Source organism: Promicromonospora sp. NPDC050249, assembly GCF_040656015.1.
GTDB lineage: Bacteria > Actinomycetota > Actinomycetes > Actinomycetales > Cellulomonadaceae > Promicromonospora.
In genome coordinates this window covers 228,388-242,290 of sequence record NZ_JBFAKY010000003.1, presented here as the reverse complement: position 1 = coordinate 242,290, position 13,903 = coordinate 228,388, and the positions used below count along the sequence as shown (strand labels likewise).

The 13,903-nt window shown below is 71.7% G+C and carries 10 protein-coding genes and 1 pseudogene; 1 reads left to right on the top strand and 10 read right to left on the bottom strand.

Features of this window, described 5'->3' with window-relative positions:
• Window positions 1-130 precede the first annotated feature (130 nt).
• From AB0I32_RS04010 to iolC, 10 genes and pseudogenes are all read right to left on the bottom strand, one after another.
• Window positions 131-1,309, bottom strand: coding sequence for a Gfo/Idh/MocA family oxidoreductase (locus AB0I32_RS04010; protein WP_357503113.1), 1,179 nt, complete (start codon window positions 1,307-1,309; stop codon window positions 131-133).
• A gap of 43 nt (window positions 1,310-1,352) precedes the next feature.
• Window positions 1,353-2,312 carry a TIM barrel protein gene (locus AB0I32_RS04005; RefSeq protein ID WP_357503111.1) on the bottom strand — a complete coding sequence of 320 codons (960 nt, stop codon included), beginning with the start codon at window positions 2,310-2,312 and terminating at the stop codon, window positions 1,353-1,355.
• A gap of 44 nt (window positions 2,313-2,356) precedes the next feature.
• Window positions 2,357-3,376, bottom strand: coding sequence for an inositol 2-dehydrogenase (gene iolG / locus AB0I32_RS04000; protein WP_357503109.1), 1,020 nt, complete (start codon window positions 3,374-3,376; stop codon window positions 2,357-2,359).
• 38 nt (window positions 3,377-3,414) lie between these two features.
• Window positions 3,415-4,245, bottom strand: a complete 831-nt coding sequence (locus tag AB0I32_RS03995) for an ATP-binding cassette domain-containing protein (RefSeq protein WP_357503107.1) — start codon at window positions 4,243-4,245, stop codon at window positions 3,415-3,417.
• On the bottom strand, window positions 4,242-5,306 hold the full coding sequence (locus tag AB0I32_RS03990) for an ABC transporter permease (RefSeq protein ID WP_357503105.1): 1,065 nt from the start codon (window positions 5,304-5,306) through the stop codon (window positions 4,242-4,244). The genes AB0I32_RS03995 and AB0I32_RS03990 overlap by 4 nt, the downstream gene beginning before the upstream one ends.
• Entirely contained in the window at window positions 5,306-6,283 is a 978-nt protein-coding gene (locus AB0I32_RS03985; protein ID WP_357503103.1) for a substrate-binding domain-containing protein, read from the bottom strand. The genes AB0I32_RS03990 and AB0I32_RS03985 overlap by 1 nt, the downstream gene beginning before the upstream one ends.
• Before the next feature lie 100 nt (window positions 6,284-6,383).
• Window positions 6,384-7,886 (bottom strand): CoA-acylating methylmalonate-semialdehyde dehydrogenase, encoded by a 1,503-nt coding sequence (locus AB0I32_RS03980; protein ID WP_357503101.1) that lies wholly within the window; start codon window positions 7,884-7,886, stop codon window positions 6,384-6,386.
• Window positions 7,887-7,956: 70 nt separating this feature from the next.
• Window positions 7,957-9,900 (bottom strand): 3D-(3,5/4)-trihydroxycyclohexane-1,2-dione acylhydrolase (decyclizing), encoded by a 1,944-nt coding sequence (gene iolD / locus AB0I32_RS03975; protein WP_357503099.1) that lies wholly within the window; start codon window positions 9,898-9,900, stop codon window positions 7,957-7,959.
• Complete coding sequence (gene iolB / locus AB0I32_RS03970; protein ID WP_357503096.1) at window positions 9,897-10,958, bottom strand: 5-deoxy-glucuronate isomerase; 1,062 nt, start codon at window positions 10,956-10,958, stop codon at window positions 9,897-9,899. Before iolB ends, iolD begins: the two co-directional genes overlap by 4 nt.
• Window positions 10,959-11,950: 992 nt before the next feature.
• Window positions 11,951-12,907: pseudogene (gene iolC / locus AB0I32_RS03965) on the bottom strand (5-dehydro-2-deoxygluconokinase); the annotation flags it as partial.
• Window positions 12,908-13,087: 180 nt separating this feature from the next.
• Between iolC and AB0I32_RS03960 the strand changes: the two are divergent.
• Window positions 13,088-13,825 carry a GntR family transcriptional regulator gene (locus AB0I32_RS03960; RefSeq protein ID WP_357503094.1) on the top strand — a complete coding sequence of 246 codons (738 nt, stop codon included), beginning with the start codon at window positions 13,088-13,090 and terminating at the stop codon, window positions 13,823-13,825.
• Window positions 13,826-13,903 lie beyond the last annotated feature (78 nt).

The window sequence follows — 13,903 nt, the reverse complement described above, 5'->3', positions numbered from 1 at the left end:
CGACACGGAACCAAGGGTGACCTCGAGTCCTCCCGACCGACGCGCCCCATCATATCCGGTAGGTACGACAGCCACGCCAGTTGTTACCGGCCCCCGAAGGCCCTCCCAACGGGCCACATCTGACTGTGGTTCAACAGGCCCGAGGTACCACAGCGTGCCAGCGCCCATCAGCGGCAGAGGCCTCCGCAGCCGCCGCCACCCGCGCCGCCTGGAGCCCGTCCGCCACCGACGGCGCCAGCTGCTCCCCGGTGAGCACCGAGGTGATGAACTGCGCCCCCTCGATGACCTTGAGGTCCTCGAAGCTCAGCCCCATACCCCCACCAGGATTGAACCGGCCGAACTCCCCGTGCGCCCCGTCGGTCAGCACCCGCGTGAACCCGTACCCGGCATCCCCCGGCCCTAGGCAGACCTCCAGCTCGTTCATCCGCTCGAAGTCCCACCGCGCGCTCCCCAGACTCCCGAACACCTCGATCCCGTACCCGCACCGCGGCCCCACGGCCACCCGGGACGACTCGAACGTCGCCACAGCACCGTCGTCGAGCCGTGCGAGCACCGCCGCGTAGTCCTCGTTCTCGACAGGCAGCAGCTCCCCGTCGAGATCACCATGGGCCTGGTGCCCGACGCCGCCACCCACGGGCGCCGGACGCTCAGCGATGAACGTCTCGGTGAGCGCCGTCACCTCGCGCACCGGAGCCACCACGTACTGCGCCAGGTCGAACCCGTGGCTGAGCAGGTCACCGAGCACCCCCGACCCCGCCGTCTCGCGCACGAACCGCCAGGTCCGCGGCCCGGACGGCGACGACGAGTAGTCCGCGTCGAGCACCACGCGGACGTTCCTGACCCGCCCGAGCCGGCCCGAACGGACCAGCGACCGCAGGTGCTCCACCGCCGGCGCATGCCGGTAGTTGAACCCGACGGCGGTGACCAGCCCGGCGTCCCGCGCGGCATCGGCGATGTCCTGGGACTGCCCGACGGAGGTGCCCATGGGCTTCTCCACCCAGAACGGCTTGCCGGCCGCCGCGGCCGCGAGCGCATGCTCGCGGTGCAGGTAGTTCGGGCTGCAGATCGACACGACGTCGACCTCGGGGTGCGCGAGCACGTCGCGGTAGTCGGCGGTCGTCTCCCGGTAGCCGAAGCGGCGTCGCGCCGCCTCGGCGTTCGGCGCCGAGGTGTCGGCGACGATGACGGGGACGACGTCGACGTCGAGCTCCGGGTACCGCTCCCCCAGCGCCCGGTAGGCGTGCGAGTGGACGGCGCCCATCCAGCCCGCCGAGATCAGCCCGACGCCGATCCGCCGTCGTCCCGTCACGTCAGTTCCCCCTTCCCAGCTTCCCCAGTCGGAGCAGGCCTCGTCAGAGCAGGCCCAGGCCGCACGACGCCAGGTACTGGCGGGTCATGACGGCGTTCGGCAGCGGCAGCCGCGGGTCGCACGGGTACAGGTCCTGCTCGGTGATGACGTACAGGTCCTTGTCCAGGCCGGCCAACGCGGCGACGAGCGACTTCATGTCGGGGGCGCCGGCCGGGGGCCGGACCGACGCGCCGCGCGCGACGGCCTCGCCGAAGGGCCAGTCCTCCTTGTGCGCCTGCTCGGTCAGCTCGACGTCGAAGGCCTTGATGTGCACGTAGGCGATGCGGTCGGGGTAGGTGCGCACCATCTCCAGCGGGTCTCCCCCGCCGTAGACGATGTGGCCGGTGTCGAGGCACAGGTTGACGTAGTCGGGGTCGGTCGCGTCGAACACGCGCGCGATGTCCTCGGGCGTCTCGATGTGGCTGTCCCCGTGCGGGTGGAGCACCATCTTCAGCCCGTACTCGTCCTTGAGGATCTGGCCGAGCCGGTTGGCGTTCTCGGTGTAGAGCTTCCAGGCGTCCGGCGTCAGCACGCGGTCGTCTGTCCACTCCCAGGTCTTGTCGTCGCGGAACAGCGGGGGCAGGTGGACGATGTACTCCGCGCCGACGGCCGCGTGGGTCTCCGCGATGGCCCGGAAGGTCTTCTCGGTCTCGGCCCACGCCTCTGTCTTGTGCAGGATGCCCCAGCCGGTTCCGGCGACGACGCTGAAGCCGTTGTCGTCCATCACCTTCTGCAGGCGCTTCGGGTCGGTCGGGAAGTAGCCGTACGGGCCCGTCTCCATGTACTCGAAGCCGGCCTCGGCCATCTCGGCCAGTGCCTTCTCCCAGGGGATCTGCTTCTCGTCGTCGGGGAACCACACGCCCCACTGGTCGGGGCACACGCCGACGGTGAGCTTGCTGAACTGCGGGTCGGTGTTGCGCGCCTTGCTGGTGGGGGCGCCGGAGGACGTCGTCTCGCTGGTCATCTCGTTCTCTCTCGTCCGGGGTGGGGTGTGGGGTCCAGCAGGGATCAGACGGCGGCCGACGACGCCGTCGACGGCACCGGGGCGGGGGCCACGCTGCGGCCCGTGCGGGCGGACTCGGTCGCGGCGTCGGCGAGCGCCAGCGCCTGGCGTCCGTCGAGCAGCGACGGCGTCGGCGCGGAACCCTCGCGGACGGCGGCCACGAACGCGGCCAGCTCGCTCGTGTACGCGGCGGCGTAGCGTTCGAGGAAGAAGTCGAGGTACGGGCCTCGTGCGCCCGAGGATCCCGCGGCGTCCAGGACCACCGACGTCGCCGTGTGGTTCTCGGCGCGCAGCGCGCCGCGCGGGCCGAACGCCTCGAGCCGCTGGTCGTAGCCCGCCGCGCAGTGCCGGCTGTTGATGATCGTCGCCACGGCGCCGGAGGCGGCGGTGATGGTGACGATCGCGGCGTCGTAGTCGTCGATCTCCGCGAAGGCGGGGTCCAGGCGCTGCGGTACCGCCTGGACGGCGACGATGTCACCGAGGAAGAACCGCGCCATGTCGAGGTCGTGGATCGTCATGTCGCGGAAGATCCCACCCGACCCCGCGAGGTAGCCGACGGGCGGCGCCGCGGGGTCGCGGCTGATGATCGTGAGCTGTTCGAGGTCGCCGATCTCGCCGGCGGTCACGCGGCGGTGGATCTCCGCGAAGCCCGCGTCGTACCGGCGGTTGAAGCCGAGCATCACGCGGTCGGCGCGGTCGCCCACCTGGGCCAGGCACCGGTCGGCGCGGGCCAGGTCGAGGTCCACGGGCTTCTCGGCGAGCACCGCCTTGCCCGCCTCGACGCTCGCGAGGATCTGCTCGACGTGGTGAGCGGTCGGGGACGCGACCACCACCGCGTCCACCGTGTCGTCGGCGAACACGTCGGCGACCTCCGTGGTGGCCGCCGCACCGTGGGCCGAGGCGAGGCGCGCCGCGGCGCCGTCGACCGGGTCGGCAACGAGCGCGAGCTCGGCGTCGGGTGACGCGGCGATCGAGCGGGCGTGGACGGCGCCGATCCGTCCGGCGCCGATGAGCGCGATGCGCATGGTTTCTCCTTGGTTCTTGACCGGGGTCATCTCTTGGGTCACGCCTCCGCGGCCCGGACGTCGGCGATGAGCGAGCTGTCGCCGCCTGTCTGCTCCAGCTCGTGTGCCAGCTCCTCGAGCTCGGCGCCGCCGGCCATCTGCGACGTCAGCTCGTCGAGCGTCACGTCCTTCTTCGCGTGGTACCCGAGCGGACGGCCGCGCTTGAGCAGCAGGAACCGGTCGCCGACGGGGTACGCGTGGTGCGGGTTGTGGGTGATGAAGACGACGCCGAGCCCCCGGTCGCGCGCCCGCAGCACGTAGCGCAGCACCACCCCCGACTGCTTGACGCCGAGCGCGGCGGTGGGTTCGTCGAGGATGAGCACCTTGGCGCCGAAGTGGACGGCGCGCGCAATCGCCACGCACTGCCGCTCGCCGCCCGAGAGCTGGTGGATCGGCTGGTTCACGTCCCGCAGGTCGATGCCCAGGTCGAGCAGCTCCTGCTTGGTGATGCGCTGCATCTCCTTGACGTCAAGGATGCGGGCCGGGCCGCGGCCCTTGGTCAGCTCGGAGCCGAGGAAGAAGTTGCGCCACACCGGCATGAGCGGCACCACCGCGAGGTCCTGGTAGACGGCGGCGATGCCGAGGTCGAGGGCCTCGCGCGGCGAGCCGAGGGTCCGCTCCTCGCCGTGGATCTCCAGGACGCCGTCGGAGTGCTGGTGGCGGCCCGCGATGATCTTGATGAGCGTGGACTTGCCCGCACCGTTGTCGCCGAGCACACAGGTGACGCTGCCTGCCTCGACGTCGAGGTCGACGTCCTGCAGGGCGAGGATGTTGCCGTACCGCTTGCCTACCCCGCGCATCCGGACGAGGGAGCCGCCTGTGGTGCTCATCGCTGCTCCGCCCGCTTCTTGACGACGAGGTTGACGATAGTGGCCACGAGCAGCATGAGGCCGAGGAAGAACTTGAACCAGTCGGGGTTCCACTGCGCGTAGACGATGCCCTTGTTGACCATGCCGAAGATGAGCGCGCCGAGGGCGCCACCGACCGCCGAGCCGTAGCCGCCGGTCAGCAGGCATCCGCCGATCACCGCGGCGATGATGTAGAGGAACTCGTTGCCCACGCCCTCGCCGGACTGCACGGTGCCGAACGCGAACAGGTTGTGCATGCCGAGCAGCCACGCGCACAGTCCGACCCCCATGAACAGGCCGATCTTGGTGCGGACGACGGGGACGCCCACCGCGGACGCCGCCAGCTCGTCCCCGCCCGCTGCGAAGATCCAGTTGCCGACGCGGGTGCGGACCAGCAGATGCGTGGCGATCACGACGAGAGCCAGCCAGAAGACGACCGTCACGTCCCAGCGCACGCCGAGAAAGCTGATCTTGGCGGCGAACAGCGAACGCGCGGACTCGAAGCCGTCCATCGCGGAGATCGACGGGCTCGACACCCCGCCGGCCACGAGCCTTGTGACGCCGAGATTGATCCCAGTGATCATCAGGAAGGTCGCGAGCGTGACGATGAACGACGGAAGCCTGGTCACGATCAGCAGGTAGCCGTTGAGGAAACCGAGCCCGAGCGACACAACCAGCGCCACGCCGACACCGACCCACACGTTGGTGCCGAGGAACCACGAGAACTGGGCGGCGGTCAGCGCAGAGAACACGACGGCGACGCCCGTGGACAGGTCGAACTCGCCGCCGATCATGAGCAGCGAGACGCCGACCGCCATGATGCCGATGGTCGACGCCCCGTACAGCACCGTCGCGACGGACGAGAGCTGCGTGAACACCGGGGCGACGGTCGCGAAGAACGCGAACACGGCGACCGCGCCGACGACCGCGCCCATCTCGGGCCGCACGAGCAGCCGCGCGACCGGCGAGCGCCGCACGACACGCTCGTCGGCGGGAGTCGGTGGTGATGCCGCCGCCTCCGCGGGGGTGGTTTCAGCGACCATCAGCGAATGCCGTCCTTGGCGCCCGTGAGGACGTCGGCGGCGTTGTCCTGGTCGATGATCGCCGGTCCGGTGAAGACCGGCTGGCCGCCGCCGAGCACAAAGCCGCCGTTGTGCTGCAGCCACAGCGACTCGATGGCCATGTAGCCCTGCAGGTAGGGCTGCTGGTCGACCGTGGCGAGCACCTCGCCGTCGGCCACCGCCTGGGCGAGGTCGGCGTTCAGGTCGAACGAGGCGACCTTGGCCTCCGAACTGGTCTCCTCGACCGCGTCGACGATGGTGAGCGTGAAGGGCGCCCCGAGGCCGATGACGACGTCGGCGTCGGCCGTGGACTGGAGCTTGGCGGTGACCGTCGAGCTCACCTGCGTCATGTCGGTGCCCTGCACGTACAGCGTCTCGGTGTCGGGCAGCTTCTCCTTGACGCCGGCGCAGCGCGCCTCCAGGCCGACGTTGCCCTGCTCGTGGATCACGCAGATCGGGTGCGTGAAGTCCTGCTCGGTGAGCAGGTCGCCGAGCGCCTCGCCAGCGAGCCCGTCGTCCTGGCCGATGAACGTGAACGCGCCGAAGTCGAGCGCATCCTCCATGCCGCCGTTGAAGCCGACGACGGGGATGTCGGCGTCGACGGCGTTCTGCGCCACGCCCTGCATCGCCTCCCCCTTGGAGAAGGTGAGCGCCAGGCCGTCCGTGCCCTGGTCCACCGCCTGCTGGGCGAGCTGGCTCTGGCGTGCCGCGTCCGGGTCGCCCGAATACTGCAGGTCGACGCCGTAGCGTTCGGCCGCGGCCTCGGCGCCGCGGCGGACGATGTCCCAGAACGTGTCTCCGGGCCCGGCGTGGGTGACCATCACCGCGGTCATGGTCTTCTCGGCGGCGGCAGCGGGAGCGTCGTCCTCCTGCTGCCTGCCGCCCTCCGAGCATGCGGTGAGGAACAGCGCCAGTGCGCCGCCGAGGGCGAGCGCACGGGCGAGGGGTGTTCTGTTCACGTCTGGGCTCCTTGGGTCACGTCGTTGTGAAGGATCTGAGTGGCCCCCACGCTACCGCTGCGAGAGCTCATGTCAAGACATACTTACTACCGGTCAAACCCTACTTCTGGGAGTCGCCGGAGAAGTGGAACGAGGCGTCGGTGCGCTGCTCGCGGTGCGGCCAGCGCTGCGTGACGACCTTGCCGCGCGTGTAGAACTTGATGCCCTCGGGGCCGTAGACGTGGCTCTCGCCGAACAGGGAGTCCTTCCACCCGCCGAACGAGTGCCAGGCGACCGGGACGGGGATCGGCACGTTGACGCCGATCATGCCTACCTTCACCTCGCGCTGGAAGGTGCGGGCCGACTCGCCAGAGCTCGTGAACACCGCCGTGCCGTTGCCGTAGGGGTTCGCGTTGATTACGTCGATCGCCTCGGCCAGGCCGGACACGCGCACGACGTCGATGACCGGCCCGAAGACCTCCTCGCGGTAGACCTCGTGCGCCGGGGCGACCCGGTCGATGACGGTCGGGCCGACGAAGAAGCCGTTCTCGTAGCCCGGCACGGTGTGCCCGCGGCCGTCGACCACGAGCTCGGCGCCGTCCCGCTCGGCCGAGCCGATGAGGCCCTCGATGCGCTCCTTCGCGGCCGCGGTGATGACGGGACCCATGTCGGCCCCCGGCTGGTCGCCCGCCGTCACCTTGACCGCGCGGGCCTTGGCCGCGAGCTTCTCGACGAGCGCGTCGGCCACCGAGTCCTCGACCACCGCGACCGAGATCGCCATGCAGCGTTCGCCGGCGGCGCCGAAGGCCGCGGCGGTCAGGTGGTTCACCGCGTCGTCGAGGTCGGCGTCGGCGAGCACCACGCCGTGGTTCTTGGCGCCGCCGAGCGCCTGGACGCGCTTGCCCTGCGCCGACGCGGTGGCGTGGATGTACCTGGCGATCGGGGTCGAGCCGACGAACGAGACGGCCGCGACGTCGTCGTGGTGCAGGATCGCGTCCACGACCTCCTTGTCGCCCTGGACCACGTTGAACACGCCGTCGGGCAGACCGGCCTTCTGCCACAGGTCGGCCAGGAACAGCGAGGCGGACGGGTCGCGCTCGGACGGCTTGAGCACGAACGTGTTGCCGGTGGCGATCGCCATGGGGCTCATCCACAGCGGCACCATGACGGGGAAGTTGAACGGCGTGATGCCGGCGACCACCCCGAGCGGCTCCCGGAACGAGAAGACGTCGACACCGGTCGCCGCCTGGTCCGAGTACTCACCCTTGAGCAGGTGCGGCAGGCCGCAGGCGAACTCCACGACCTCGAGGCCGCGGCCCACCTCGCCCGCGGCGTCCGAGACGACCTTGCCGTGCTCCCGGCTGACCAGGCGCGCCAGCTCGTCGGTGTTCGCGGCGAGCAGCTCGCGGAACCGGAACAGCACCGCTGCGCGCTTGCCGAGCGGGTACCGCGACCAGGTCTCGAAGGCCTCGGTGGCCGAGGCGACCGCACGGTCGACGTCGGCGGGCGTACCGAGCCCGAGGCGTGCGATCTCGGCGCCCGTCGCGGGGTTGAAGACGGGCTGGGTGCGCTCGCCGGACGACTCGACCGGCTTGCCGTGGATCCAGTGGGTGATCAGGGACATCAGATACCTCGCTCGTGCTGGGTGGGGTCGGTCGGGGCGGCCTGGCCGGCCGGGGCGGCCGGGCGCGCCGTCACAGGTAGTGCCGCTGCGCGGCGCGGCCCGCGTCGTACTCGGTGCGTGCGGTACGGGTGCTGGGCAGGGTGGAGGCCTCGCTCACCGGCACGTCCCACCAGCTCGAACCCGGCGGGTTGGGCCCGTACAGGTCGGTCTCGACGTGGATGAGGGTCGCGGCGTCGGAGGCGACGGCGGTGCGGAAGGCGTCGCGGAAGTCCTCGACGCTCTTGGCGGCCAGCACGTCGACGCCGAAGCTCTCGGCGTTGCGCACCAGGTCGAGGGGCACGTCGTCGCCGTCGAGCAGGCCGGTCTCCGGGTTGCGCATCTGGTACCTGGTGCCGAAGCGCTGCGAGCCGCGCGACTCCGAGAGTGCCCCGATCGAGGCGAACCCGTGGTTCTGCAGCAGCACCACGATGACCTTGATGCGTTCGGAGACGATGGTCGCGAGCTCCTGCGGGAGCATCTGGTAGGTGCCGTCGCCGACGATCGCCACCACCTCCCGGTCGGGCGCCGCCAGCTTCGCGCCCATCGCCGCGGGGATCTCGTAGCCCATGCAGGAGTAGCCGTACTCCAGGTGGTACTGCGACGGCGTCCGCGCCCGCCACAGCGCCTGCAGGTCGCCCGGCATCGAGCCGGCGGCGTTGATGAGGATGTCCTCGTCGCTCATCAGCTCGTTGAGCGCCCCGAAGATCTCGGTCTGGGCGGGCAGCGGGCCGTGGCCCAGGTGGTAGCAGCGGTCGGTGACCTCCTGCCAGTCGGCCACGCGCTGCGTGACCTCGGCCCGGTACTCCGCGTCCGTGGAGTGGCCGGCCAGGGCCTCCGTGAGTGCGGTGAGGCCCTCGCGGGCGTCGGCGACCAGCATCTCCGCCGAGTGCTTGGCGGCGTCGAAGGCGGCGACGTTGAGGTTGACGAACCGCACACCCGGGTCGCGGAAGGCGGTGTGGCTCGCCGTCGTGAAGTCCGTGTAGCGGGTGCCCACGCCGATGACGACGTCGGCGGTGGCCGCGAGCGCGTTGGCGGCGTCGTTGCCCGTTGCGCCCACTCCCCCGACGGCGAGCGGGTGGTCCCAGTTGATGGCGCCCTTGCCGGCCTGGGTGTCGGCGACGGGGATGCCCGTCGCCGTGGCGAAGGCGCGCAGCGCCTCGCTCGCCTCGGAGTAGACGACTCCGCCGCCCGCGACCACGAGCGGCCGTTTCGCGGAGCGGATCACCTCGACGGCGCGCGCCAGCGCGGCGGGCTCCGGGACCGGGCGCGCGACGTGCCACACGCGGTCGCGGAAGAACTCGACGGGCCAGTCGTAGGCCTCTGCCTGCACGTCCTGCGGGAGGCAGAGGGTGACGGCGCCGGTCTCAGCGGGGTCGGTGAGCACGCGCATGGCGGCGGGAGCGCTCGACAGGAGCTGCTCGGGCCGCCAGATCCGGTCGAAGTACCGCGACACCGGGCGGAACGCGTCGTTGACCGTGACGTCGGGGCCGCCCGGGTGCTCGAGCTGCTGCAGCACCGGGTCCGGGAGCCGGTTCGCGAACACGTCGGAGGGCAGCAGCAGCACGGGGATCCGGTCGATGGTCGCCAGGGCGGCACCCGTGATCATGTTGGTCGAGCCGGGGCCGATCGACGCGGTGCACGCGAAGGTCTGCAGACGCTCCTTGGTCCGGGCGTAGCCGACGGCGGCGTGCACCATCCCCTGCTCGTTGCGGGCCAGGAGGTAGGGCAGCTCGTTGGGTCCGGTCTCGCCCACCGGCACGCCGGACTCGGCGGCCTCGACGTGCGCCTGCAGCAGCCCCTGCCCGAACCCCGCGACGTTGCCGTGCCCGAAGATGCCGAACGCGCCGGCGAACAGCCGCTGGGTCACGCCGTCGCGCTCGGTGTGCTGGTGCGCGAGGAAGCGGACAAGGGCCTGGCCAACGGTGAGGCGGACGGTGGCGGTTTCGGTGTCCGGGGTCGGGGTCGTGCTGCTCACGTGGGCTCCTCGGTGAGTTCCGTGGTCGGGTTCGGGGTGGGTGCGGCTGCGGGGCTCGCGCCGAGCGGGAGGCGCGGGTCGACGGGCTCCGACTCCCACGTCCCGCGCACCCAGTGGTGGGCCGGGTCGTCGACGGACAGCCAGGTGCCGTCGTCGGCCGGGCCGGCCATGACGTTGAGGTAGTACAGGTCGTAGCCGGGGGCCGCCGCGGACGGCCCGTGGTACCCGTGTGGGACCAGCACCGTGTCACCCGTGCGGACCTCGGCCAGGACCTCGATCGGCCGCTCCGCCGTGCCGTACACCTGGTGGTGCGCCAGTCCAGGGCCGGCCGGGCCGTCGGCCACCTCGAAGTAGTAGATCTCCTCCAGCTCACGTTCCTCGTGGCCGGGGACGTCGCTGTGCGCGTCGTGCTTGTGCGGCGGGTAGCTGGACCAGTTGCCGCCCGGGGTGAGCACCTCGCACACCAGGATGCGGTCGACGTCGACGGCCGTGCCGATCGTGTAGTTGTGCACCTGGCGGCTGGCCCGGCCCGCGCCGCGCAGGTCGACCGGTACGTCGCCCGCCCGGAGCACCTGGACGGGCAGTACCCGGCCGGCGCGTGCGGTGCCGATGGCGACCCGGGCGCCCGCACCGTCGGAGGCGTCGCCGCCGTCGGGCCGCAGTGTCACGGTCGAGCCGAGCGGGAGGTAGGCGACATCCGCCGCACCGGCGAACACACTCGAGCGGCCGGTCAGGCGCAGGTCGTGCCGCTCTCCGCCGGGGTCCGTCACGTCCAGGTGCAGGCTGCCGCGCAGCGGTACGACGACCGCCTCGTCTGCGGTGAGCTCCAGGTCGAGGTGCCCGCCGGGGGCGATCTCGTGGACCAGCAGGCCGCTGTAGCCCCAGCCCGCCCGCTCGGGCGTGACCTCGACGACGGCACCGCCGGTGCGTGCGTCGGGGACGCTCGCTCTGAGGATCAGATCGTTCACAGGGGTGTCCTTCACGGCGGAGTGGTGCCCGGCAGGCTTGTTCGGGACGGCATCGTCCACGGCAGGGGTGTTCACGGCGTCGTCGCTCACAGCAGGCGCACCGCGTCGTCCACGGCCGCGGCGACGTCGCCGCCCGGCGGGTACAGCAGGGACCTGCCGATCACCAGGCCGCGCACCGTCGGCAGGGCGAGGGCCTTGGCCCAGCCGGCCATGGCGGCGTCCTGGTCCCCGCTGACCTCCCCGCCGAGGATGAGCGCGGGCAGGGTGGACGCCGCGAGGACCCGCTCCATGTCGTCCACGACGGGCAGCTTGAGCCACGTGTAGGCGGACGTGCGGCCCAGGCCGGACGCGATGGCGATGGACCGCATCACCGCGTCGGGGGTCAGGTCGTTGCGCACGCGCCCCTCGATCCGGCGCGAGATGAACGGCTCGACCATCGCGACCAGGCCGCGGTCGGCGAGCTCGTCGACGGCGCGGGCGCTCGCCTCCAGCGTGACGACCGAAGCGGGGTCCTGCGGGTCGATGCGCAGCAGCATCTTGCCGCCGTCCAGACCCGCCTCGGCGATCCCGCGCGCGTCGTAGCCGGTGAAGCGGTCGTCCAGCTCGAACGACGAGCCGGCCAGGCCGCCCCGGTTCATCGACCCGTAGACCAGCTTGCCGTCCAGCGCGCCCATCGCGGCCAGCTCCTCGACGAGGTCGGCGGTGCCGAGGAAGCCCCCGACGCCCGGCCGCCCCAGCGCGATCGCCGTCCGGCGCAGGAGGTCGCGCCGGTCCGCCATCGCCATGGGGTCGCCGCCCACCGCCACGGCGCCGCGCGCCGGATGGTCGGCGGCGATGACGAGGAACCGCTCGCCCGGGACCGAACCCGGATGCCGGGGCCGGGTGAAGAGCCGCTCGCGCAGCGCGCGCGGGTCGCTCAGCCGCAGCTCGGCGACGTCGTCGACGGTCAGGGCGGGGCGGGCGGTGCTCTCGGGTGCGGCTTCGGCGGCTGCTTCGGCGGCGTCGGCGTCGTTCGTGTCGGACGGCGCGGTCGCGCGCTCGCGGATCTCGAGGGGGGCGTCGGTGCGCTGCTCCAGCACCCGGCCCGTGGCCAGCAGGTACTCGACCTCGGCGACCGTCGGCATCGACGTCGCGCACTCCAGCCGGGCGGCGACGATCGCGCCGGCGGCGTTGGCGAAGCGCAGCGTCCGCTCGAGCGACCAGCCCTGCAGCAGCCCGTGGCACAGCGACCCGCCGAACCCGTCCCCCGCGCCGAGCCCGTTGACGACCTCGACGGCGAACGGCGGCACGACCACCCGTTCGTCGCGGGTCTTGGCCAGCACCCCGCGCGGACCCTGCTTGACGACCGCCAGCTCGACGCCGGCGGCGAGCAGCGCGTCGGCGGCCCGGTCGGGATCCTTCTCGCCGACGGCGACGAAGCACTCCTCCCGGTTGCCCACGGCGATCGTCACGTGCGGCAGCGCGGCACGGATCTGCTCGCGCGCCGTCTCGACGTCGGGCCAGAACATGGAGCGGTAGTCCAGGTCGAGCACCGTGTGGCCGGACCGCCCGCGCGCTTCGAGGGCCGCGAAGTGCGCCGACCGGCTGGGCTCCTGGCTCAGGCCGGTGCTGGTGAGCCAGAACAGGCGGGCGGAGCGGACGGCGTCGATATCGACGTCCTCCGGTGTGACCCGCAGGTCGGGGGCGGACGGCGACCGGTAGAACCAGAGCGGGAAGTCGTCGGGCGGGAAGATCTCGCAGAACGTGACGGGGGTGTGCAGCTCGGGCACGACGACGACGTACTGGTCGTCGACGCCGAACCCGCGGAGCTCGCGGCGCGCATACCGGCCGAAGGGGTCCTCCCCCACGCCGGTGACGAGGGCGGTGGCGTAACCGAGCCGGGCAGAGGCAACCGCGACGTTCGTCGGGCTCCCGCCGAGGAACTTGCCGAAGGACTGCACGTCCTCCAGCCCGACGCCGCTCTGCAGCGGGTACAGGTCGACGCCGATGCGACCGATCGCCAGCACGTCCGGCGCCCACGCGTCAACGCGTCGTGTCATGCTGCCCCATCCCCATCGTCGCGGATCTGCGCGCACCACTCGTGCGGCGGATACCTCGACCCTGCCTCCGCCGCGCTCTCCTGTCAATACTTTGTCCGGACATTTGAACATCCCGTCCTCAGTACCACCGGCCGCTAGACTCTCATCAACAAGAAGATGACCCCAACGAGGAGGCTCTCCGTGCCCCAGACGCTGCGCATCGACCTCGACCGGTCGAGCCCGGTGCCCCTGTACCACCAGGTTGCCACCGCTATCGACGCAGCGATCGAGGACGGGCGGTTGCAGCCCGGCGAGTTTCTCGAGAACGAGGTCGCGCTGGCCGCGCGCCTCGGCATCTCGCGCCCCACCGCGCGCCAGGCGCTGCAGGACCTGGTCGAGCGCGGCCGCCTGGTGCGCCAGCGCGGGGTCGGGACGCACGTGGCCCCGGCGCGCGTGCGCCGGCCCGTCGAGCTGACGAGCCTGCACGACGACCTGACGAAGTCCGGCCGCAAGCCCAGCACCGAGGTGCTCGAGCACCGGACCGTGTCGGCGAGCGCGGAGGTCGCGGAGGCGCTCGAGCTGCCGGAGGGCACCGAGGTGGTCATGATCCGCCGTCTGCGCATGGCCGACGGCGAGCCGCTGGCCGTGCTCACCAACTACGTCCCGCTGGACATCGCCCCGACCGTCGAGGAGCTCGCGGCGAGCGGGCTGTACGACCTGCTGCGCTCGCGCGGCGCCAAGCCCAAGGTCGCGCGGCAGCGCATCGGCGCCCGCTCGGCGACGTCGGCCGAGGCGCGCACGCTCGGCGAGAAGCCGCGGGCGGCGTTGCTGACCATGGAGCGCACGGCGTACGACGACAACGGCAAGGGCATCGAGTTCGGGCAGCACATCTACCGTGCGTCCCGGTACATGTTCGACACCATGCTGTTCGCGAGCTGACCGGCGGGCTGTTCGCGGCCGGTCTTGCGTTCTCATTTGTCCTGACATTCGGTTGACAGGTTGCCTGGACGCACTGTC

What these genes read in the sequence shown, in the direction of transcription:
- AB0I32_RS04005 (WP_357503111.1), bottom strand. Translation starts at nt 2,312, where the DNA reads ATGACCAGCGAGACGACGTCCTCCGGCGCCCCCACCAGCAAGGCGCGC.
- iolG (WP_357503109.1), bottom strand. Translation starts at nt 3,376, where the DNA reads ATGCGCATCGCGCTCATCGGCGCCGGACGGATCGGCGCCGTCCACGCC.
- AB0I32_RS03995 (WP_357503107.1), bottom strand. Translation starts at nt 4,245, where the DNA reads ATGAGCACCACAGGCGGCTCCCTCGTCCGGATGCGCGGGGTAGGCAAG.
- AB0I32_RS03990 (WP_357503105.1), bottom strand. Translation starts at nt 5,306, where the DNA reads ATGGTCGCTGAAACCACCCCCGCGGAGGCGGCGGCATCACCACCGACT.
- AB0I32_RS03980 (WP_357503101.1), bottom strand. Translation starts at nt 7,886, where the DNA reads ATGTCCCTGATCACCCACTGGATCCACGGCAAGCCGGTCGAGTCGTCC.